Source organism: Wolbachia endosymbiont of Drosophila pseudotakahashii (assembly GCF_026015925.1).
GTDB lineage: Bacteria > Pseudomonadota > Alphaproteobacteria > Rickettsiales > Anaplasmataceae > Wolbachia > Wolbachia pipientis.
Map to the genome: position 1 here is coordinate 54,995 of NZ_CP110359.1, position 22,975 is coordinate 77,969.

Annotated in this window: 19 protein-coding genes and 6 pseudogenes; 16 read left to right on the forward strand and 9 right to left on the reverse strand. The window is 34.4% G+C overall.

What is annotated here, in order from left to right:
• The first annotated feature begins 49 nt into the window (after nt 1–49).
• The 5 genes from ONI09_RS00220 (at nt 50) to ONI09_RS00240 (ending at nt 4,616) form a co-directional block, all read left to right on the forward strand.
• The gene (locus tag ONI09_RS00220) at nt 50–355 is read left to right on the forward strand and encodes an integration host factor subunit alpha (RefSeq protein ID WP_006279881.1); all 306 of its coding nucleotides are present in this window, start codon (nt 50–52) and stop codon (nt 353–355) included.
• A complete protein-coding gene (locus ONI09_RS00225) occupies nt 355–681 on the forward strand; it encodes a MerR family transcriptional regulator (RefSeq protein ID WP_265014069.1) in 327 nt (108 codons plus the stop codon). The genes ONI09_RS00220 and ONI09_RS00225 overlap by 1 nt, the downstream gene beginning before the upstream one ends.
• A 45-nt stretch (nt 682–726) precedes the next feature.
• Nucleotides 727–1,323: a murein hydrolase activator EnvC family protein gene (locus ONI09_RS00230; protein WP_006279879.1), complete on the forward strand. Its 597-nt coding sequence runs from the start codon at nt 727–729 to the stop codon at nt 1,321–1,323.
• A gap of 12 nt (nt 1,324–1,335) precedes the next feature.
• Nucleotides 1,336–3,852, forward strand: a complete 2,517-nt coding sequence (gene leuS / locus ONI09_RS00235; protein ID WP_265014070.1) for a leucine--tRNA ligase — start codon at nt 1,336–1,338, stop codon at nt 3,850–3,852.
• Nucleotides 3,853–3,980: 128 nt separating this feature from the next.
• Nucleotides 3,981–4,616, forward strand: coding sequence for a hypothetical protein (locus tag ONI09_RS00240; protein WP_077188484.1), 636 nt, complete (start codon nt 3,981–3,983; stop codon nt 4,614–4,616).
• Nucleotides 4,617–5,153: 537 nt separating this feature from the next.
• Here the strand turns inward: ONI09_RS00240 and ONI09_RS00245 are convergent.
• Nucleotides 5,154–5,975: pseudogene (locus ONI09_RS00245) on the reverse strand (IS5 family transposase).
• Between the two features lie 58 nt (nt 5,976–6,033).
• Nucleotides 6,034–7,085, reverse strand: a pseudogene (locus ONI09_RS07025) (IS3 family transposase).
• A gap of 136 nt (nt 7,086–7,221) precedes the next feature.
• Between ONI09_RS07025 and ONI09_RS00270 the strand changes: the two are divergent.
• A complete protein-coding gene (locus tag ONI09_RS00270) occupies nt 7,222–7,929 on the forward strand; it encodes a pyridoxine 5'-phosphate synthase (protein WP_265014072.1) in 708 nt (235 codons plus the stop codon).
• Here ONI09_RS00270 and ONI09_RS00275 read toward each other — a convergent pair.
• From ONI09_RS00275 to rplM, 3 genes are all read right to left on the reverse strand, one after another.
• The gene (locus ONI09_RS00275; protein WP_010082594.1) at nt 7,922–8,233 is read right to left on the reverse strand and encodes an HU family DNA-binding protein; all 312 of its coding nucleotides are present in this window, start codon (nt 8,231–8,233) and stop codon (nt 7,922–7,924) included. The genes ONI09_RS00270 and ONI09_RS00275 overlap by 8 nt on opposite strands.
• 146 nt (nt 8,234–8,379) lie before the next feature.
• Nucleotides 8,380–8,835: a 30S ribosomal protein S9 gene (rpsI, locus tag ONI09_RS00280; protein WP_006279875.1), complete on the reverse strand. Its 456-nt coding sequence runs from the start codon at nt 8,833–8,835 to the stop codon at nt 8,380–8,382.
• A 10-nt stretch (nt 8,836–8,845) separates the two neighbouring features.
• Entirely contained in the window at nt 8,846–9,304 is a 459-nt protein-coding gene (gene rplM / locus ONI09_RS00285) for a 50S ribosomal protein L13 (protein WP_265014073.1), read from the reverse strand.
• A 129-nt stretch (nt 9,305–9,433) separates the two neighbouring features.
• Here rplM and ONI09_RS00290 point away from each other — a divergent pair, with 129 nt between their 5' ends.
• From ONI09_RS00290 to ONI09_RS00305, 4 genes are all read left to right on the forward strand, one after another.
• Nucleotides 9,434–10,657: a TolC family protein gene (locus tag ONI09_RS00290; RefSeq protein WP_265014074.1), complete on the forward strand. Its 1,224-nt coding sequence runs from the start codon at nt 9,434–9,436 to the stop codon at nt 10,655–10,657.
• A 19-nt stretch (nt 10,658–10,676) separates the two neighbouring features.
• Nucleotides 10,677–11,252, forward strand: coding sequence for a PopZ family protein (locus ONI09_RS00295; RefSeq protein ID WP_010082598.1), 576 nt, complete (start codon nt 10,677–10,679; stop codon nt 11,250–11,252).
• A gap of 76 nt (nt 11,253–11,328) precedes the next feature.
• Nucleotides 11,329–11,907 carry an RlmE family RNA methyltransferase gene (locus ONI09_RS00300; protein ID WP_010962344.1) on the forward strand — a complete coding sequence of 193 codons (579 nt, stop codon included), beginning with the start codon at nt 11,329–11,331 and terminating at the stop codon, nt 11,905–11,907.
• A gap of 711 nt (nt 11,908–12,618) precedes the next feature.
• Nucleotides 12,619–13,575: an IS5 family transposase gene (locus tag ONI09_RS00305; protein WP_265013968.1), complete on the forward strand. Its 957-nt coding sequence runs from the start codon at nt 12,619–12,621 to the stop codon at nt 13,573–13,575.
• Nucleotides 13,576–13,622: 47 nt separating this feature from the next.
• Here ONI09_RS00305 and ONI09_RS00310 read toward each other — a convergent pair.
• Nucleotides 13,623–13,847, reverse strand: a pseudogene (locus ONI09_RS00310) (tRNA pseudouridine(55) synthase TruB); the annotation flags it as partial.
• An 81-nt stretch (nt 13,848–13,928) separates the two neighbouring features.
• On the opposite strand from ONI09_RS00310, the pseudogene ONI09_RS00315 reads away from it, so the two are divergent.
• Nucleotides 13,929–14,912: pseudogene (locus ONI09_RS00315) on the forward strand (IS4 family transposase); the annotation flags it as partial.
• A 193-nt stretch (nt 14,913–15,105) separates the two neighbouring features.
• Here ONI09_RS00315 and ONI09_RS00320 read toward each other — a convergent pair.
• Nucleotides 15,106–16,045, reverse strand: a pseudogene (locus tag ONI09_RS00320) (IS110 family RNA-guided transposase).
• A 216-nt stretch (nt 16,046–16,261) separates the two neighbouring features.
• On the opposite strand from ONI09_RS00320, the pseudogene ONI09_RS00325 reads away from it, so the two are divergent.
• From ONI09_RS00325 to ONI09_RS00340, 4 genes and pseudogenes are all read left to right on the forward strand, one after another.
• A pseudogene (locus ONI09_RS00325) lies at nt 16,262–16,669 on the forward strand (IS4 family transposase); the annotation flags it as partial.
• Nucleotides 16,670–16,826: 157 nt separating this feature from the next.
• On the forward strand, nt 16,827–18,440 hold the full coding sequence (locus ONI09_RS00330) for a hypothetical protein (RefSeq protein WP_265014075.1): 1,614 nt from the start codon (nt 16,827–16,829) through the stop codon (nt 18,438–18,440).
• A 177-nt stretch (nt 18,441–18,617) separates the two neighbouring features.
• On the forward strand, nt 18,618–18,965 hold the full coding sequence (locus ONI09_RS00335; protein ID WP_265014076.1) for a transposase: 348 nt from the start codon (nt 18,618–18,620) through the stop codon (nt 18,963–18,965).
• Nucleotides 18,966–19,132: 167 nt separating this feature from the next.
• Nucleotides 19,133–19,468, forward strand: a complete 336-nt coding sequence (locus ONI09_RS00340; protein ID WP_049973597.1) for a transposase — start codon at nt 19,133–19,135, stop codon at nt 19,466–19,468.
• A 416-nt stretch (nt 19,469–19,884) separates the two neighbouring features.
• On the opposite strand, the gene ubiB is transcribed toward ONI09_RS00340, so the two are convergent.
• A complete protein-coding gene (gene ubiB, locus ONI09_RS00345; protein ID WP_265014077.1) occupies nt 19,885–21,315 on the reverse strand; it encodes a 2-polyprenylphenol 6-hydroxylase in 1,431 nt (476 codons plus the stop codon).
• Nucleotides 21,312–22,052 carry a metal ABC transporter ATP-binding protein gene (locus ONI09_RS00350; RefSeq protein ID WP_265014078.1) on the reverse strand — a complete coding sequence of 247 codons (741 nt, stop codon included), beginning with the start codon at nt 22,050–22,052 and terminating at the stop codon, nt 21,312–21,314. Before ONI09_RS00350 ends, ubiB begins: the two co-directional genes overlap by 4 nt.
• Between ONI09_RS00350 and ONI09_RS00355 the strand changes: the two genes are divergently transcribed.
• Nucleotides 22,044–22,925, forward strand: a complete 882-nt coding sequence (locus ONI09_RS00355) for a zinc ABC transporter substrate-binding protein (protein WP_265014079.1) — start codon at nt 22,044–22,046, stop codon at nt 22,923–22,925. The genes ONI09_RS00350 and ONI09_RS00355 overlap by 9 nt on opposite strands.
• The last annotated feature ends 50 nt before the right edge of the window (nt 22,926–22,975 follow it).

The following is a 22,975-nucleotide window of genomic DNA, read 5'->3' on the forward strand; positions in this document are numbered from 1 at the left end:
CTCGAGTCGATTGCTATATTATATTTACGTATTGTAATATTTATCAATAATGGATCACGTTACAACAAAAGACACAACAGTAACTAAGGCAACGATAGCTGGAGATATAAACCAAGAAATAGGATTATCAAAGGAAGACTCTGTTTCGATAATAGATGATATATTGGACGAAATAAAGACAAGCTTGGTAAAGGATGGAATAGTAAAAATATCGTCATTTGGAACATTCTTGGTTAAGAAAAAGAAGGAAAGACCAGGAAATATACCAAATACATCGGAGAAAGTGATGATTCAGGCAAGAAATTCAGTTTCTTTTAGGCCTTCAAAAATTATAAAAAAATCAATCAATAATTAATGAACAAGGAAAAATTATTTTATACGATTGGGGAAGTAGCTGAAGAGCTACATTTGGAACAGCATGTTTTGAGATTTTGGGAAGGTCAATTTCATCAAATTAAGCCTACAAAGCGTAAAGGAAGAAGGCTATATGATCGCAAGTGTATAGAGGCCATAAAGAAAGTAAAATACATGCTATATGATAAAGGATATACAATAAAAGGAGTGCAAAAAGAATTTGGTAATGATATAAAAGTCGCAAAGAATTTGTTGCAAGAACTCACCGATTTGAGGGACTATTTAACTAGTAAAATAAATAACGAGGAAAGTAACAAGCAGGCGTGAAACACTACGTCTCGCTAAAATTTTGGAATTTTGTGAGAGTTTAAAATGTGGCATATAGCCTCATTTCTTATGTTATTAGCAATATTAATAGGCTGTGGCCTGCAAAAACCTGCACCTGTGCTGCTTAAAGGCGAAGAATTTTATGGAAAAAGAGATCTGGAATATACAAGAGAGTACCATTTAATTAGGGAGCCTTCAGTGCAAAAAGAAAGTAGAAAAGCCATCATAAATAGGATATACAAAGATAACAATAATACACAAAATGTGGGGGTAAATTGTAAATTTGTAATGCCAGTTAAAGGTTCAGCTACCTCTTCTGATGAAATGTGTAAGGATGGCATAAAAATTGCTGCTCAAAATGGAACGAACGTAGTTTCCTCTGCACCAGGCAAAGTGATATATGTAGGCAAAGGGCTGAGATGGTATGGGAATTTAATTATAGTGGAACACAAAGATAATTACATGACTGTGTACTCCTATTTAAAAAACATACATGTTGAAATTGGCGATAAAGTAAAGCAAGGTCAAGTAATTGGATCTGCAGGTAAATCAAGCACACAAGATAAAGATCCACAGATGTGTTTCACAATACGACATAATGGCCAAGCGGTTGATCCTTTGATGCATATGAACTGTAATTGAATTTGGATTTATATGAAATATGATTTTAAAAGTGTTGAAAAATTTTATCAAGATAAATGGGATTTTTCTGTAAGCAAGAGTGGTAAACAAGAAAAGTGTTACGTGTTGGAAATGTTTCCATATCCATCTGGTAAAATTCATATGGGACACTTACGTAACTATGCAATAGGGGATGTGATAGCGCGTTACAAGAGAGCTAATGGATTTGAGGTTTTGCATCCAATTGGCTGGGATGCGTTTGGATTACCAGCTGAGAATGCAGCAAGGGATAACAATATTAGCCCCGAAATATGGACAAAAGAGAATATAGATAATATGCGTACACAGTTGAAATCTATAGGTCTTTCTTATAATTGGGAGCGTGAACTCTCCACATGTGAGCCTGATTATTACAAACACGAACAAAAATTTTTCCTGGATTTTTTAAAGCATGGGCTTGCCTATCGAAAAGAATCATGGGTTAACTGGGATCCAGTGGACCAAACAGTGCTTGCAAATGAACAGGTGGTTGATGGAAAAGGATGGCGATCAGGTGCAGTTGTTGAAAAACGTAAGTTGTCCCAATGGTTTTTAAAGATTACTGATTTTGCTGAAGATTTACTCAAGTGTCTGCAAAGTTTGAAAAATTGGCCAGAAAAAGTCAAAACAATGCAGGAGCGTTGGATAGGAAAATCTGAAGGAGCAACTATAGAGTTTGAAGTAGTTGGCCTGAATAAGAAATTAAAAGTTTTTACAACTTATCCTCATACTTTGTTTGGGGCTTCTTTTTGTGCAGTGGCAGCAGAGCATCCTATTGTGCAGGATTTAAAGAATGGTTCTTCTGTTGTCATCCCAGTGCTTGACACTGGGATCCAAGAAATAAAATCGAAAAGAGAGAACGATGAAAAAATAGGAGTTTACACCGGATTAAACGTCAAACATCCATTTCTTGATAAGGAATTGCCGCTTTACATAGCGAATTTTGTGTTGATGGAATATGGGGAAGGCGCGATTTTTGGTTGCCCTGCACATGATCAGCGTGACTTTGAATTTGCACAGAAATATAATTTGCCGATAATTCCCGTTATTTCTTCAGCCCACTTAGGTGTCATTCCAGCGCGTGACCAGAATTCTTACAATGGATCGCAGTGTCAAGCTACTCAGATGACAAAGGAGGCGTATACTGGAGACGGGACAATGTTTAACTCCGAATTCTTAAACGGATTAATGGTTAGTGAAGCAAAGGAAGCCATAGTTAAAAAATTTGAAGAAAAAAAAATAGGCAAAAAAACAATAAACTATCGTTTGCACGATTGGGGAATTTCGAGACAACGTTATTGGGGATGCCCTATACCTATTATATATTGCAAAGACTGTGGTACTGTTCCAGTGCCAGAAAAAGACCTGCCTGTAATACTGTCCGCGGATGTGGAATTCACAAGTGGTGGCAATCCACTTGATAAACATCCTACTTGGAAATTTGTTGATTGCCCAAAATGTGGAAAGCGAGCAGAGCGTGAAACTGATACGTTTGACACCTTTTTTGAATCCTCTTGGTATTTTGCTGCATTCTGTAGCGAAGATAAATCAATAGACAAAGATGCGTGTAATCGTTTTATGCCTGTTGATTATTATATAGGTGGAATAGAGCATGCAATTCTGCATTTGCTTTACTCACGATTTTTCTGCCGTGCTTTAACCAAATGTGGCTATTTTGATATTAAAGAGCCTTTCTCTACTTTAATCACTCAAGGAATGGTCTGCCATGCAACTTATAAAGACGAAAATGGTAAGTGGCTATTTCCCGCAGAAGCAAAAGAGTTGATTGCACAAGGAGCTAAGGTTCAAGTGGGCAAAGTTGAAAAAATGAGCAAATCGAAAAAGAATACAGTTGACCCAAACTTTATCATAGAAAAGTATGGTGCTGATACTGCTCGCTTGTTTGTGTTGTCCGACACTCCTCCGGAGAAAGATATGGAATGGTCCGATGATGGCGTGGAAGGTTGTTCTCGTTATGTAAATAAATTGTGGCGTATGGTCATGCAGCTAAGACCTGTAAATATACACTATGATAATGAAAATGTTACGGGTGGACTTCTAGAGTACAGAAAAAAAATTCATAAACTCTTACACGGACTTACAGATGACTTGGAAAACTGCAGATTAAACTGTGTAGTGGCAAAATTTCGTGAGATGACGAATTTAATAGCTGAAATAGACGTAAAAACTGGAAAATCTCTTATTGATGAAGGTATATGTATATTAATCAGAGTAATCGAACCATTCATACCACATCTAGCTGAAAGCCTATGGCAAGAAATAGGAGGTCAACCTTGGCCAAAAGCTGATGAATCATTATTAGTTGACGATACGGTAACTATAGCAGTGCAAATCAATGGAAAATTACGTACAACAATCAAGGTGGCAATTAACTTACCTCAAGAAGAATTGAAGAAAATAGCGATAGACTCTGTGTCCAGTAAGATCGATCAAAGCAAAGTTCGCACTGTATATGCTGTACCAAATAAGATAGTAAATATAGTTATATAAAAGACCTGAGTAGTACGTTTTATATAATCTGATTTTATGGCTATACTTTTTTTGACATGTAGTTATATCTTTTTTAATATAAAGGATGTATACTTATGCATTATATATTTTTTTGTATGAGGAGTTATATGAAAATAAAGAGATTGTGCGTTTTGGCTGTGTTGCTTACTTCATCTCTAGCAGGTGCAGCTAGTAATAGTGCAAGTAAGTCAGAAGATAAGTACTATGCAGGTTTAAACTTTGGTGCTGGTTGGGGTGGTGGCTTTAAAATGAAACCTGGTGTTGTTCTTGGTTACCATTATGACCAAAACTCTAAATTTGAACTTGAGGTTCTCAGTAATATTAAGTCATTAAAGAGCATAGGAGCTAGCTTATTGGCAAACTACCGCTTCTATCCTGACCTTGATATTGATCCCGTTAAACTATATGTCAGCGGAGGTTTAGGAGGATATCTCCAAATAACACCTTTTGGCTTTGGTGTTAGTGATACAGTTGATGGTGATGACAATAGTTCACAAGAAGAAAAAGAAAAGGAAGAAGAAACACAAGGTGCTCCAGAATCAGGTGGTGAAGCTGCTGGTTCATCTGTAGTAGATAAAATACTGAGTTCTATTTCCTATAAACTAAAGTTAGGTGTTGATTATGAAATTACTCCGCAGATAATTGGTGCAGTTGGTATGACCATGGGTGGGCAACTAAGTGGTATAAAAGCAAAACAAATACCAGATGCAACTCTAGAGATAGGGGTACGTTATAATTTTTAATGCTGCTACTTAGTTCATAAAGGTAGAGACGATGTTGAGGATGAAATAAACAGCATTAAAAAAAATCCAAAAACGTATTTTCGAATATGGTTTTGAACGCTAGCTATAGATTAGAAAAATAACAAAAAAAAGGGTAAACATACTGTAATTGCTGTTGAATGATGGAGTCCATTATTTTAGCACGAAGTAACGAATTCAGTAGAATAAGTTCTTCAAAAATAATTTAAACTTTTATTAGTAGGAGCAGTCTCATGGAATATTATAGCGATCTCACTAAAAGAAACTTTTATAAGTATCGTTGATGAGAAAGGAAAAATTGTTAAGGAAGAAGTTGTTGCAAGAGAAAGTAAGGCAATAGCTGAATTTTTTCTTGGTCAAGGCAAAAAATATGAATCCATGGGAATAGAAAGTGGACAGTTGTCAATTGACCTTACCCAGAAAAAGTGGAGAGAAAGTTTGGAATGTTTTTTACAAAAAGAATGATGCATCAAATTGTTCTGGAATGCAATAGTTAGAGGTTGTCCACAAACCAGTAAATCAAGCATATTCCCTACTTAACATAACTTTACTCATAGCCAGATATATGAAACTTTCAGTAGATGTTGTAAGTAAATCGTACTCCTTTGATAGCCTTCTATTTCTATTGATCCAAGCAAAAGTCCTCTCTACCGCCCACCTTCTCGGCTGTACTGAAAATCCAGGATCCCGTTGTGGCAATAGTTCTAGTGGTGTATCTTTATGCACCCAAAACCTACATGGAGGCCTTTTGACAATTTCAATATCTATCCCATATTCTCTCTTTACGTAATCCTTAAATCTTTTCCTTGGTATCCCATATCAGCCCACATTTTCTTAATATTGCTGTATTTTTGCTTCATATTGTCCAATGCCATCTTCACCCCATCTCTGTCATTTTCGCTTGCAGCTCCTACATAGCAACCAAGCACAAATCCTTGAGTATCTGTGATTATATGTCTTTTTCTCCCCTTTACCTTTTTCGCACCATCATAACCTTTGACCTCCCTTTTTCCGTGGTTTTTACCGATTGACTGTCCACTATGCATGCGCTCGGCTTCCCATTTTTGACCTACTATATTTAGTGATATCATAGTTCATTTTCTCAAAAATTCCCTGCTTTTTCCATCTTCTAAACTGTTCATGCACAGCCTTCCACGGCGGAAAATCGTGTGGTAAATAGCGCCATTGACATCCTGTGCGCAGTATATAAAGAATTGCATTTACTATCTCACACTTACTGTATTTTGGTGGCCTTCCTCCTTTCTTGTACGATACTCTGAAGTGTTTTTCTATTCTTGCCCATTCCCTTTTACTTAAATCTGTTGGATATTTTTTCCTCATCTCTTACCTCAATATTCTTTCTTTATATACTACGTATTCCTTGGTTTGTGGACAACCTCTAATAGTGACGTTGTTTGTTATAAAAAATTTCTATGTATTCAAATATTGCAGTTCTAGTTTGTTGAGCAGAGTGTTGTGAAGTATCAATAAGTATTTCTCTTTTCAATGAGCTAAAGAAGCTTTCTGCAACAGAATTGTCGTAACAACAGCCTTTATTACTCATCTATATTCTTTACAGCTAAGAGATATTGATACCCTTGCGCAGTATATTGTGAACCTTGGTCACTGTGCAGCAGTAGATTTTTAACAGGTTTACACCTATTAATGGCCATTAATAAAGAGTTCATAACCAATTGTTTATTTATTGCACTACTCATTAACTACCATACGTGAGAATTATTGCTGCCAAATATAGCCATCCCTCCTTGGTTTTGATGTAAGTAATCCCATACTTTATTTGGTTGATCAACAATAAAGTTTTGATCTAGTATATTGGGAGCTACAGCTCTATTATCTGTTTGTTGTTTTTTAATTTTAAACTTTCTTTTCAGTATAGCCCTGATGTCATTTTTCTGCATAATACTTTGCACCGTTTTCAAATTGCAACTTTTACCCAAAGCCTTCAATTCAGCATGAATTTTAGGAGCTCCATATCTACATTTAGAAGCTTGATATATTTTTTGAATATCTGCTAATAACTCTTTATTTGCTGATTCTCTACTGCTTATTTTTCTTGTGGTCCACTTATAGTAGCCACTAGCAGAAAATCCTACATAATTCCTGTACTTTATAGCAGTTACTATATAAAAAAATATTTTACTCTTTTTGACTGGCCAGGGCTTTTTTTAAAATGTCTCTTTCTCTTGTTACTTTTGCTAACTCTTTCTGTAAATCAAATCTCTCTTTGTCGTAAGGAGCCATGTTACCTCTACCTGGAAATGCATTTGCCGCTGACTTTTTTTCGTTATATTTCTTCATCCATTTTCCTAATACACTATCCCTTATTCCTAGATCTCTTGCTACTTTTGCAACTGGTTGACCTACCTTTCTTTGTTCATTTGCCAGCTTAACAGCTTCCAATTTGAATTCTGCCGTATATTCTCTTGCCATTTCTAATCCTCCAAAATTTTATTTTACCCAAAAAAACTCTTTTCTTTCTCTCCACTTTTTCTGGGTAAGGTCAAACAATGACTATGCAAAAAACCTAATAACATGTATAATCTATAAATAATTTCTGAGGTGGATTGTGAAACTAGGTGTTAATATCGATCACGTTGCAACCCTCCGCAACGCACGCGGAACTTCTTATCCAGATCCATTGAAAGCAGCAGAAATAGCCATTGACGCTGGAGCAGACTTTATTACTGTACACTTACGAGAAGATAGAAGGCATATTAGAGATGAAGACGTATTTAACCTAAAAAAAAGCATTAGCACTGAGCTAAATCTTGAAATTGCAGCCACGGAAGAAATGCTTGAAATAGCAAAAAAGGTAAAACCCTATTCGATTAGTATAGTACCAGAAAAAAGAGAAGAATTAACAACCGAAGGTGGCCTGGATATCGTGAATATGCACAGTAAACTTTCTAGTATAATAGAGGAAATGCATAGCTCTAGCATAAAAGTCTCACTGTTTATCGATCCAAATATTGATCAACTAAAATATCTTGAAAAGCTAGGGACAAAACCTGACATAATAGAAATTCACACAGGGGATTACTGTGATAATCCATCAGAAAAAAAGTTACAGTTAATTACTAATGCTGCAGAGTACGTCAATAAATTAGGAATAGAATGCCACGCAGGACATGGCATAACTTATAAACACGCTAAGAAGATGACAAGAATACCTCACATCTCAACTCTTAACATAGGCCACTATTTAATTAGCGAAGCTGTATTTTACGGCTTACACAGCGTAGTAAAAACAATGAAAATGACAATGTCTAACTAACTGCTGCTTTTTCCTTCTCATTTAAAATACTTAAAAGAGTTTGGCTTGCTTTAAATTTTACCCTTGTCTTTTTAGGAACAGTCATGATCTGACCACTTTGGGGGTTACGACATTGTTTTTCCTGACTGATAGCAGTAGAAAATGTTCCTATTCCATGCAAACGTATTTCACCTTTCCCATGCAGCTCATTCTTTATTATTTTAATAAACGCATCATGAATCTTGCTCAAATCAGATTTTGTTATATCTATATTCTGACTAGAACAATCTTCCTTTAATTGTTTTATTATATCTTCTTTACTCATAAACTACCTTAATATTGAAAAAATCACATAAATAGCATATTATGTTGACACCGATAGTCAACTAAATTCATCACAAAAATAGAGGATATCATACATTTTTGCAAATATTTGTATAATACTTACAAAAAAACACCCCTATAAAATAACTATCTCTTAGAAAATTGACACTTTTTCCGAGCTTTATGTTGACCATATTTCTTACGTTCAACAACACGTGAATCTCTAGTTAAGAACTCACCATTACGTAGTATAGAATGCAAATCTTGGCTTACACTACTTAAAGCTCTGCTTATTCCATGAGCTAGAGCACCTGCTTGACCAGATAGCCCTCCACCTTTTACAGTTGCAAATACATCGTATTTATCCAATGTGGAAGTTGCAACAAATGGCATTTTTACTATTTGGCACACTGACTCTCTTTTAAAATAAGAAATTAGATCGCCTTTTTTGTTAACACTAAATTTTCCACTCCCCGGCTTTATCCATACTCTTGCTACAGATTCTTTTCTTCGGCCTGTAGCATATAAACGACCAAGCGAATCAACTGCTGATTTAATTGTCTTTTCTGACCAATCATTGTTATTTATTGTAGAACTCTTCATTTTTACTCCATTACTTTTTATTTTTACGATTCAAAGAGGCAAAATCTATCTTTTCAGGTTGCTGTCCTTGATGCTTATGCTCTGAACCAGAATAAACATACAAATTTTCAAAGCGTCTACGTGCCATAGGCCCATCATCAAGCATCCTTTTCACTGCCATTTCTATTACACGCTCAGGAAATTTGCCATTTAAAATATTATCTGGAGTAGTTTTCTTCAAACCACCAGAATAACCTGTATGCTTATAGTGAATTTTATCTTTAAGCTTCTTTCCGGTGAAATGCACCTTTTCTGCGTTGATAATAATTACATTATCGCCACAATCCATATGAGGTGTATACTCAGGTTTATGCTTTCCACGTAATAGTGTCGCTACAAATGCTGCAAGCCTCCCTACCACTAATCCTTCTGCATCTATGACAAACCACTTTTTATTGATTTGTTTCTCCTTTAAGAAAAAAGTCTTCATTATTTGATCCAACAATAGTAAGCTATGATATACTTAATTTCTCAATAGTGTCAACAATATTAGTTATTGATTATTAAAGTAATTTATGTTAGTAATTGAGCTGCGCAACCAATATGCATAGGAATTAGAATGTTTCGATTGATTATCACACTTGCGATCATTTTTAATACTATAAGTTGCTATGCAACCGATGTGGGAGAAGTGATAAGCAAAGCCATCAAAAATAGCTCAAAAATAAAGTCTCAATTTTACCAATATAAAAGCGCAGAAAAACACTATAAATCTTCTGGGTTAGCTGGATTTTTACCTGACATTAATTTGCAATACAATTTCGATAGTAACTTTAATCTTGATACATCTGAAAAAAAACTTACATTGCGCCAGAAATTAATCGATGGCGGTGGTACCTTTGCCACGTTCAGTCGATCAAGCCATCTTCTCAAAGCAGAAAAGATGCGATTTCAGCAATTAAAACAAGAGCTTGCACTTAATGCTGTGAAAGCATATGTTAATGTTTTACAAAAGACAGAAATATTAAAGCTCAGAGAACATAAAGAACGCGTTTCTTTGGAACATTTGTCAGCTATGAAAAAACGCTTTTCCCTTGGGGAGATAACCAATGCTGAAGTTTTGTTAGCAAAAGCAAAATTTTCGTCTTCTATATCCGAAAGAGTTGATGCTGAAGGTAAATTAAAGTTGGTAAATATTGCTTATTATCATTTGATTGGCGAAGATGCTGATGACCTTTCTGAAGCTAATGATAAACTACCTTCTGTTCCAGAGCTAAATGAATGTTTACAGTTAGCAAAAACCAATAATTTATCTCTAAAAGCAGCAGTTTATCAAAAAAGAGCAGCCGGAATGGAAGTGATTGCTGAAAGCTCCAAGTGGCTTCCTTCTTTAAATCTAAGTGCAAGCAAAAATTTTGGGGAGGATGGTATGAAGGTAGACAAACTATTAGAAAATGTTCATGTAGTTTTTACTCTTGATGTTCCAATCTTTAAGAGAGGAGTTAATGCTTTTGGTGTCAGTAAAGCTAAAATGGATGCAAAAAAATCTACCTACGATTATTATGAAACGGTAAAAAATATAGAACAAGCAGTTGTAAATGCTTGGAATAATGTGTTGACAGCAAAGGCCATTATCAAAGCAAGTCAAGAAGCGGAAAAAGCAGCAGCTCTAGCATTGGAAGGAGTTGAGCAAGAAGTAAACTTAAATTTAAAGAGTACATCTGACCTTTTGGACACTGAAGATGCATTATTTAAAGCACGTTCAGACTTAGTTGAAGCAAAAAGCAATTATGTGATTAGTGTTTACAACTTGCTTTTTATGATAAATAGTATAGACCTCTAAATTTAATGGTATTAGCACTATGCATGATGAACAAGGCAATCAATCTGTAAAAGATATCCTAGAAGATATAAAAAAAGCTATATCGGGTAAAAACGCGAGTAACGATAAAGCAGAAATAAAGGATGAAAATGATGATGTGCTATACCTTGAGGAAGAGTATCCAGAAGAAATAGAAGAAGATGGCAAAAAAGAAAATAATGAAAAAGAGGACATTGATAATGATGACCAAAGTGAGGAAATGGCTTGCAACAATAACCAATTTAATGGCCATAGCTACAATTCAGAAGAAAAAAAAGATATTTATTTGTACGATAATATCCAAATGAGTAATAACAAAGCGAGTAATAGCGGCTTACAAGCGCAAAATAACGATCATCTAATTTTAAAAGAGAATATGGAAGAGATCAAAGCGTTGCTTGGAAAAATGCAAAACGAATTACAGCATAAACAACAAAAAAAAGCGAACCTTACTGTTGAAGAATTAGTTACATCTCTTTTAAAACCTCAGCTCTCAGAATGGCTGAATAAATATCTACATGCACTGGTAAAAGAAGTAGTTGAAAAAGAGCTTAAAGATATAATCAATAATAAGTAGGGTATTAGCAATAAAAACTAGAGTAAAGACGGCTAGAGGCAGAAAACTATCTTCAACAAGGTGGCTACATCGTCATTTGAATGATCAGTATGTGCAAAAAACTAGCAAGGATGGTTATAGGTCACGCTCAGCATATAAGCTGGTAGAAATGGATAACAAATTTAAATTATTCCAAGAAGGGCAAAAAATTATTGATCTTGGTGCTTCTCCTGGTGGATGGTCACAAGTTGCATCTCAGAAAGGTGCAAATGTGGTTGCTCTTGACATAAAACCAATGAACGCAATTAATGGAGTAGAGTTTATACAATGTGATATTATCAATGAGTTTGAAATTTTAAGAGAAAAATTCAAGGATCAAAAATTTGATGTAATTTTATCTGACATGGCGCCCGAATCTTGTGGTTTAAAATCGTTGGATCATATCAGAATTATGCTTTTATGTGAGGCAGCGCTCAATTTTGCAAAGCATTTCTTGAGCCATGGTGGCACGTTTGTAGTAAAAATTTTCCAAGGAGAATCTGATAAAGATTTTTGTAACGAGCTAAAAAAAATGTTTAAAACAGTAAAATACTTTAAACCAAAGTCAAGTAGATCTGAATCTACAGAAATGTATTTGGTAAGTTTAGGCTTTATTGGCAGCAAACCTTCTATATAATATTAATCCAGGTACTCACAGAAGCAAGAAAGTTGCTTGACAAACTCTGCCAGCCACCTTATCATGAAACTGAAGCTATTGTATTTGCTTTCGCCAATCTGCAGATTAAAAGGTAAGGATTACTTAATGTATCGGCGTCTTATGTTCAATTTTTTGCAGTATATAGATACTGTATGTCTTTACAAAACTTCATCTACATCTAGATTTTTATCTAAATAAGCTGAACGCGCTTATAAAGCGTTACAAGACATCAAAAAATGCCAATACTCGACAGAGATAGTAAAAGACTAGCTAACTCGGGGATTCTTTGTCTTTTTTTCTGCTTAGTAAATTTCTTAAACATTTGCAGCGTAGGTTAGTTGCAATTAAAAGCAGCTGAATTTCGCTTGTCAAGCGTTTAAAACATAAAAAACGCCAATATTTTAAAGCAGATAATAACCCCAGGGCTTCTTTTGCCTTTTTTTTTATTTGGTAAATTTCTTAATGTTTATGGCTAAACGATAATCGTCATCCCGCTACTTGTTAGCAGGATCTAGAGATACCGCGAATGAATCGCGGTATGACGGTTTGTGGCGGTATGACGATAAGGTTTATATCTTGTCATCCCAGTGCTTGACACTGGGATGGCTTTGTTGCATAGCAACTGAAAAAATCTGGTGGTTACTGACAAAATTCATTATAAAATAGCCATTTAACCTTGAAAGAAAAAATATGCCACAAAAAATGAGGGTCAGTAACCATAGCGAATATAACAAATTTCTAGAAAAAAGAGGAAATATTTTTCATTATATCAACGAAGCCATAGAAAAGTGGTACGAGAATGGTCCAAAAATACCAGGTGGCAACAATATTTATAGCGATAAAGTTGTAATTTTGGTGCACATAATAACTTGTTTATTTAGAATAGGCCTGAGGCAAACAGTTGGGTTTATAGCAGGATACCTTGAGCAAATTGGGAAAAATTTGCAAGTTATCAGCTATTCACAATCATCAAGAAGGTTTAAGAAACTCAATATTAAGATCAATGATTGCAGAATTGATAAAAATAATATGGAAGATATCGAAATTACTATAGACAGTACAGGAATTAGTATATACAACAACACTCCTGGTCATAGCAAAGAAAATAGCGAAGATAGAAAGTATCGCAGCTATGAACAGACAAGAAAATTGCATGTAATGTTGAATACAAACAGCAAAAAAGCCATAGCTGTAAAATACAGTAATGGTGTCTACTCTGATCACTATGGAGCTTGTGATTTGCTAAAAGAAGTCGATTTTCAGTATGTCATAAAAGTACTATATGCAGATAGGGCATATGACAGAGAAAAGCTCTATAAGCTGTGTAATCAATATGGTATAAAAACGAAAATTCCTCCGAAAAACAACGCAGCAGAGCATCCAAAATTGGATTATATGCTTGATAAAAATGCCGCTATTCAGTTAATGAAATTACATGGTGAGAATGGTATAAAAAGATGGAAAGAAGAAGTAAATTACGGAAAAAGATCGTATATTGAAGGATTTTTCTCAAGGTTGAAGCGAATATTTGGGTTTAGTTTTAAGAGCAAATCTGAGATTAATCGTGAGAAGGAACTGCTACTCAAGTGTTATTTGCTTAACAAATTTACTGAAATAGGCATGGCTAAGTTTGAGATAGCTTCATGAATTTATTGTACGTTACCTACTATCCGAAGAGCGATGCAACAAAGCCATCCCAGTGTCAAGCACTGGGATGACATCGGAGAGTAAGTTGTTGTGTTTTTTTTAGTAAGTTGCTCAATTGTCACTGATTCATTTTCTCTAAAGTCACCTACCATAGTTCTTCTTAATTTTGTAATGTGTCCAAAACAATTTAATGCAATTCCAAGATCACGAGCAATTGATCTTACATATACACCACTACCGCATATCATAGAAAAATTTGCACTATTATTTATCTTACTATTACCCACAAATATAAACGGACTAAAAAGTAAAATATTACAATATTAAAGTTTGCAAATATTGAGGGTATAAAAATGGCAAACGAGAGTAATGAATGGGCTAAAAATGAATTTGGAGATAAAAGGTTAACTGAGCGATTAGTAAAGATTGCTGATATGTTTGACAAAATTACCTGAAAGTTAGATTAATCAAGCATGTGAAAGTTGGTCAGAAGCAAAAGCAGCATATCGTTTTTTTTAAAATGAGAACGTAAAAGAAGTCGATATTCTAGCTTCACACATTGATAAAACAGTTGAGAGAACAAAAGCTCACAAGAGGGTTCTTGTCATTCAAGATACCAGTTACATTGTATATAATAACCATAAAAAAACAAGCGGATTAGCAAATTTGTCCAGTTATGATACTGCAAAAGGTATTATAATGCATACAGCTCTTGCCGTTAGTATAGAAGGTTTGGTACTAGGGATACTAGATCAAAAAGTTTATTCAAGACCTGAAGAAACTGAGAACCTTAAAAAAAAGAGCGATCGCATTGAAGATAAAGAAAGCGTAAAGTGGTTGGAAACTTTAAGAAAAACAAATAATATTATTGATCCAACTCAAACTGAGACTATAACTGTATGCGATAGAGAAGCAGATATATATGACTTTTTTGAGCTTGCACATAGTCTTAATTCGGCAGTGCTAGTTAGAGCATGCAGAGATAGAGCAGTAAATAGAAAATCTCGATATCCTGAAAAAGGTGAGCAGAAGTTATGGGCATTTATTAAATCCTCTCATTGTGCAGGTACGGTAGAAGTTGAAGTTCCTGTAAAAGATAATAAGCCAAAAAGAACAGCACGTTTGGAAGTTAGATTTGGAAAGCTTATGATGAATCCATCTAAGAATAATATTAGGCATAAGACGGAAGAACTACCTAAATTACCACTTTATGCAGTTTATGTTGTTGAGAAAACTCCCCTTCCCTTAAAAAAAAACCGCTAGAATGGATGCTATTAACGAATCTTTCAGTTAATACTTTCGATGAAGCTGTTGAAAAAATTAGTTGGTATCAATTATGTTTTTTAAAAATTTTTTTATTTGTGTAATTTTGCAAATTATATGGGCAATAAAAACCCGTTTGTCATAGAAATAGAATTTTATATCAAACAGCTACCACAGCAATTTCTGCTTAAGCTAATGAATATGTGCTTTAAGTCTGTGTGGACGCACATATTCATTAGCCAATTTCAGTTACCGTTGTGAAGATTTTTAAGTATGCAAATTAATTGCTTCTTTAAGTCTTGTATTAGCAATTACTATAATTTTACGCATTAGGGCTGTTATAGCCACCATCTTCTTCTTACCACTTTCAACAAGCTTAGAATAAAAGGCGCCAAGTATAGATTTTGACCTTGTAGCAGCCATAGCGGCTGTAAAGAGCTTTGAACGAACGTTACTTCTACCACCTGTAATCCTTCGGTAACCAACAGCTTTACCACTTTCTTTTGGATGCGATGCAACTCCGGCAAGACTTGCTACTTCTTTTCTATTTAAGTAACCAAGCTCTGGCATTAAACACAAAAAATCTTGTGATAACTTTTTACCTATTCCAGGAACTGTTTTAAGAATTTTTTGGCGTTGTTGTAATTCGCGGCTTTCATCAATAATCTTTTGTATAGTATCATTGAGTTCGTTTATTTGACTATCGAAAAACTCAATGGTCTTTTGACAGCTTTCTTTTATATGATCATTTTCCGGTGCTTCAAGTCTGCATTTTTCTTGAGTTCTCATTTGCGTAATATCATCACGACGTTGACAAAGTGCAGCCAAAGTTGATTGTTCTGTAGAGGTAGGTACAAATAGAGAGATAGTTCTATGGCGTTCAAATCCATATTGAGCAAGAGCTCTTGCATCTAGACTTTGCTAAAGTTCCGTGAGATAAAATAAAGCTTTTTACTTTACGAGTATTAGCTCGATGCACGGCAATATTTTTGTCGGTAAGAAAATGTGATAAGCCAAGCTCATATTTCCCTGTATTTTCTAAAGTCACTAAAGCATTAGGTAGAATATCTGAAAACTCTTGAAATAATTGTTGCCAACCAGAAGCATTATTATCAAATTCGACAGCATTCTTCTGTTTGTGAATTGCAACGACATTTTTAAATTTTCCGATGTCAATGCCAATAAAATTTTGATAAGATGTAACCATAATAAACCTCGATAGTTTTAGTTAATTTAAGATTGTAAACGGGTGCATATATATGTCCCAAGCAACTATTCAAACGTATCGAGAGATAGGGCTAGCGTACCTTGATACCAACGGTTGTAATACCAATTTCCTTTCGGTCGCGCACGCCCGCTATTCCTAGTGAGCAGGGTTATCTTTCTCTCTTATCTCTTTTATATCACGTTTTTAACTTACAATTGCCTTAGATGGAAAATAGAGATATTACATAAAATTTTAAATCCGGTCTCAAAGTTGAAGAATGTAGGCTTGGAATAGCAGAAAGATTAATGAGGTATTTAACAGTCATGAGCATTATTGCTTGGAGAATTTTCTTTATTACATCAATTGCAAGAACTAACCCAACATTACCATGTACTGCCTTATTAGCTGAGGAAGAATGGAAAGTTTTATATGTTAAAATACACAGGAAACCATGTCCAAATATAGCCCCTACTATAAAAGAAGCCGTTTCGTGAACTTGGAGGTCATTTAGCAAGAAAAAATGACCCAAAACCAGGACCAATTACTCTTTGGAAAGGATATAAACGTCTCTTTGATTTAGCAGAAGGATGGCGACTTGCTCACGAACCTCATATTTGTGGGTAATAGTAAGTTGTTAGCGGGATCTGGAGATACCGCGGCGGTATGACGTAGGGAAATCTTACTTATTATAGCTATAGTTCTACATGAATTACAAAAGTAACATTTACTAGATCTTAATATTTTAGATCTATATTTTAATAAATAATGAGCTGTAATTAGTATGAATAATCCATTTAAAAGTGAGAACTATAAAAAAAATCTCGATTCTCTGATCAAAGCTGTAAAGCTAGGAAATGCAGAGAAACAATATAACAAAACGTTAAGGGATTTATCTCATGCATTAGAAGGTTTTACAGGTGAGGCAAAAGGTATAGCTGAGTTTGTTATATATACTGACTTGAACAATTATGTAGAACAGCCATTAGGTCTTTTTAAAACATTAATGAATAGAATTTTGGGAAAAAATTTTCCAACCAAGAACAGTAGTATAAGTAATTTTGTAAATGATGAGTTGTCAAGTTTCACTTTAGAAACAGCAGCTAAGTATACAAGAATTTTAAAAAAAATTGATCTCTTGGAACAATTAGAAAAAGATTTCAGAAAAAATAATATTTTAAAAGATTCTTTAAATTTAGAACAAAGTGAAAAGAGTCAAGGAAAAGATAGATCGCACGAAGTGAGTTTGGAAGGTAGAAAGCAAAAGGAAAGTACTTTTGAGCTGCGAAAAGAAGAACAGCCGAAAGAAAAATTAGGTGGTAATCGCATGAGGCAAATAAAGCGACCAACAACAGCACCTCCGGCTGCTCCAGATTTGAGGAAGGTACGCTTTAAATCAGAAATATCCTCAGATGGAGAAAGCAAGGCAAAGTCTACATCTTCTTTACTAAAAGGAGCTAATAGTTTTAGTATGCCTGATGCTAAGGAAAATCCTTCTGAGGATTCAGGCTATGAAAGTTCATTAGATCAGGGGTCTGAATATGAAGACATATCAAATTATCAAGAGAAAAAGCAAAAGGAAAATCCTTTATATGAGCAGAGAGAAGATTTAGGCTATGAAAGTTCATTAAATGAAGAGTCTGTATACAAAGAGATATCAAATTATCAAGAGAAGAAGAGTAAAATTTTAATAGAAAATTCGCAGAGTTCAAAATCGCCCAAAGAAGAGCCAATTTATGCAACAGTTTCTAAAGAACATATAGAAGCAAAAAGAGAACGTAAGCAGAAACAACAACCTCAATCCCTCGTACCACCAAAACCACCGCAAGTGCCAAAAAAAATGTTTACTACTGGTCAAGAAGTTAGACAAGAATCGAAAGTGGTAATCAAAGATAAACCTGCAGTACCGCCAAAGCCTAAAAATCTAAGCCGTGCTAGTCAAAAAGTAAGCACAGAGCCAAAAGTAGTAGGAGTAATTCTTAAAAAATCAGCTGAAAGAGTACCACTAAAATCTGAAAATCAAGACAATAGGAAATCAGCACAAAAAGCTGCTGGTAAGGCGATACCAAAAGTAGCAGCAGCTACTATGAAAGGAGGAGCTAATCGCGAGATGGGCAGTAAAGTAAAGGCATTAAAAGAAAAATTTGAGCAAAATCAAGCAAAAGGAAATGCTAATGTACAGCTTGCTGAAAGCAAAACCACTCCAGCAGCACAAGCGGATATCGGTGTGAAGAAAAAACAATCTCATTCATTTCTAACAGAGAATAAAAGATCTGCAACGAAACACGTAACAGCAAAATCTGATCCAAAATCTCATGTCAGCAAAAATTCCCTTCTCACGCATGCAAATGTAAAGGAAATGGTTGCACAAATTGAGAAAGGAAAAGGAGGAAGATAGTAACATTTGGGAAAAAAACATATGTGTCAAGTCAAGAGATTGTGAGCAAATTTAGGAAATTATAGCTAAACTGAATTAGATTTACCGACAATTTGAAAAACCGTCATTCCGCTAACTATAGTATTTTCAAAAGCGAATGATAAAGGTATAATATGTTTTTTTAAAGTAGGGAAAGCAATGGTACATAGTGTAGATTTAAGGGAAAAAGCAGTGTCTTTGGTAGAAAAAGGAAAGTCAAAGGTTGAAGTTGCAGAGGTTTTTGAGATAGGGATAGCAACACTATATAGATGGCTAAAAAAGAAAGCTACTGGCCAAGGTCTCAAAGCGGTAAAAAGTACTGGTTTTATTCGAAAAATAGATCCAGAAATACTCAAAGAATATGTCAAAAAACACCCAGATCACACACTAGCAGAAATGAAACAAAACCTTGGCTTTGGGATAAGTGCAATTTGGTATAGATTAAGACAGCTAAAAATAACCTTTAAAAAAAGTCACATTCTATCAAGAGCGCAATCAAGCAGATAGGCAGCAATTTATCGATAAAGTCTCAAAAATAGACCACTGTAGCATTTTATATATAGATGAAGCAGGAGTTGATAATAGACTATACCGAGAATATGCACGAGCTCCAAGAGGAGAAAAAATATATGCTGATGTTCCAGGAAAAAAGCGGGAAAGAGTGAGTATAATAGGTGGATGAGAAGTTTATTGCACCAATGACCTTCACAGGAGGGTGTAATAAAGATATATTTAATGTATGGTTAGAGCGAAGATTACTTCCACAATTACAGCGTGATACAACCATAGTTATGGATAATGCTACATTCCATAAAACTCCCAAAACAAAGTCATTAATAGAGTCTTTTGGCTGTCATTTGCTTTATCTTCCAACATATTCACCTGATCTAAATCCGATAGAGCATTGTTGGCACACCATCAAAAGTTGCCTCAGACCTCTAATGCATCAATGTACAGACTTACACCTTTTAGTTGGTAATACCATTTTAGACGTTTATCATTCGTTTTAGAAAATACTATAGTTGAAATAGCACAGTTACTCACCCCATAAATTTGGTGCTCTCTTTCAATCAAAGGTGTCTTGCTGCTTGAAATGTTTTCTTTGTAAAAATTTGGCTTATCTTTATATCATCTCATTCAAACAGCATTAACATAACTTATGCCTTTTTTAGATGTAGAAATTTTCTAGGAATTGTCTTTTTGAATTCTATGGTATTTTGTTTAACATTGAAACAAGAGGCCAGTGTCACGCACTGGCATGACACCCATTTGTTCCTATAGTTGTCTTTTCTCGTCTACCTTATTTTGCCACTCTGCTGAACAGATACATAAAGAAAGTGGAAAATTGGACATTCTCAACTCGGCTCCTGCAGATTAAAAATTAAGTTGAATAAAAATTGGATTTGACGCAGTTTTTTCCCATAGTTTAAGAAATTAAAAGTTTAACGATTAGAATTATAATTACAAACCACAATAAAAAATAGACTTTTCCATTTGATTTATTTTTAATTTGGATGTTTTCTAATTTTTTATCAGCTATTAGGTTTAATTTTTCTATAAGGCTAAATATCCCTTGGATTGTTTTTACAGGATAAGAACTTCTAATTTTTTCCCTATACCCTATTTTACTTTCATGTTGACTGCTTATCCACGCTTCAACTACTTTCCACATATTGATTTCTGGGTAGATCTTTCTACATGTCCCTTCCAGTAAAATCATAGTTTTCTGCAGCAATAACAATTGTGTTTGAACTTTCATATCAAAATCACCAGTTATTTTTAATAGCTGAGCAAGTAAACTAGCAAATGAAATCTTCTGTATAGGCTGCCCAATAATGGGTTCACCTATCGCCCTGCAAGCTGTGACAAAATTTCTATGCTGTGATGAAATGTAACCAGCTTTAAAGTGCATTTTTGCAACGTGATCATAATCCCGATTTAAAAAGCCTTTGAGTATCTCTATAACGTAATAGCATGTCTCACGATCTATTCTACCCATGATTCCACAATCCAGAGCAATAATATTGTTATTACTATCAACCATTAGATTTCCAGGATGCATATCAGCATGAAAAAAACAATCCCTGTATACCTGATTACAAAACGATTCTATAAGATTGATAGCTATTTGCTTATGATTATTCAGTTTTTCAACTTCGTATATTGGCGTTGCTTCTATCCATTCTAATGTTAAAACCTTTTTTGCAGTTCTATTCCAATCTATTTCAGGTACATAAAAACCTCTGTCATTTTTTGTGTTTTTCTTTAGTTCCGAAGAGTGAGCAGCTTCAAAACGTAGATCTAACTCTAATCGGCAAATTTCAGCAAAAGTTTTAACTAATTCAATTGGCCTCAGCCTTTTTGATTGTTCGCTAAATTTTTCTGCAATTTCTGCAAGCCAAGAAAGCATTTTTATATCTCTTGAGAATGTTTTCTCAATATTTGGCCTTAAAACCTTCACAGCAACTTCCTTACCCTCAGTTGTAACCGCTCTATGCACCTGAGAAATCGATGCTGCTGCAATTGGCTTTTCAGAAAAGCTTGAAAAAATGTCGCTCAATTTACAATTAAACTCACTTTCTATAGTTTTAACTGCTATTTTATGTGAAAATGATGGCAATCTATCACATATCAATAACAAGTTATTTGTTATATCTTCATTTAAAACATCAGTACGTGATGAGATAGACTGCCCAAACTTAATGAACACCGGACCTAATTTTTCAAGAGCACACTTTAGCTTGTGGCCTTGTATTTTATTTATTGATTTTTTTGATGGTGGAAGTAAATAAGGTAATATATTGTAACGCGTCAGCACCGTAGTTATGTGCAGAAGACGCAAAATATTTTGAATCATTTCGCTGCGTAACTGCTAAATATTTCATTTAGGGTTCTATTTTTCATAATCTCATCAGGCTTGCCTTGGCAATAGATAGTATTATTTATACAAATTATGTAATCTGAGGATGATAGAGCAGAGTTAAGATCATGAGAAGTCATAAGAATCGATACCAATCGTTTTTTTGCTATTTTATTTATAATATCATAAAATTTAGCCCGCGCGTTAATATCCATTGCACTCACTGGTTCATCTAGAATGATCAAGTCAGGCTCTGCAATTAAACAACGTGCAAGTAGCAATAATTGTGTTTGCCCTGCAGAAATTTCTAACACTTGATTCTTCAAAATGTTACCGATACCAACCAACTCTATCGTTTCTGTAATAATGGATTGATTTTTCTTTAGTCTTTTCAAGGAGCTATTTAAAAGGAAATATTCAACTGTTATTGGCATCAAATTACTAATACTAAAATTTTGCGGCATATAGCCAATTTTTATGTTGTCAGCAAATACGATATTACCGGTACAGCTTTTATTTATGCCAGCAATTGCTTTCACTAAAGAGGTTTTACCTCCACCATTTGGACCAAGTATTGTAATTATGTCTCCTCTTTCCATGAACATATTGATATTGTAAAGGATTCTTTTACCATCATATGTGAGAGCAAGATTTTCTATTTTTAGAACACGATTATTGACATTATTCAATTTATTGACAAAATTTAACTTCTTCTCAACGTTTATATGAGACATTTACTGACTTTTTTTCTATTACTTTCATTTACACTATACTATAATATCGCCTTTTCATCCAATTTAAAAGTTGTAGCTACAATCAAACCTATCCACTCACTTGTAGCTTCTATTACAGAAGGGATTTTAGAACCGGAATTGCTTGGCTATGCAACATCTGCGCATAATTATATATTAAAGCCATCTGATGCGAGTAATTTAGAATCAAGTGACGTTATATTTTATGTTGACGATAACTTAGAGACGTTTGTTCAAACTTTCGCCAAAAATAATAAAGAACTAGTGCAATTGTCAAAGGCAATCAACCTACTTCCTACTCGGCCACATTCATTTTCTAGAAAAATTACTCACATTAAAGATGAAAAAGATTTACACATTTGGCTGAGTCCCGAAAATGCAAAGAGCATGATACTTTCTGTAAGTGCAACATTGTCTAACATAGATAAAGAAAATTCCCATCGATACAACTCTAATGCAACAAAAGCTATAAAAAAAATAGACCAAGAAGTAAAAGAAATCATGAAAGAACTGAATGATTTTAAAAATCAAAAATATATCGTCACTCACGATGCTTATCAATATTTTGAAAAATATTTTGGTTTAAATCACCCAAGTGCCATTCTTTCCATAGAAGGGGATTCTTACATAGGTATGAGGAGTTTAATGAAGCTAAAAAAGATAATGAAGGAAGAAAACGTTAAGTGTATATTTGCTCATTCACAGGAAGACAGCATAAAGCCTAATGCTCTTTCTAATGACGCAAAAATGGTAGTTCTTGATCCTATTGGATCAGACATAGAGCCTGGAAAAGATGCATATCTAGCTATAATCAATAACATTGCACAAAATTTTAAGTCTTGTTTTGTTGAGTAATAAGTTCCCTTTTAGCTTACTGTTTTATTGTTCTGCATTTATTTGTCCTT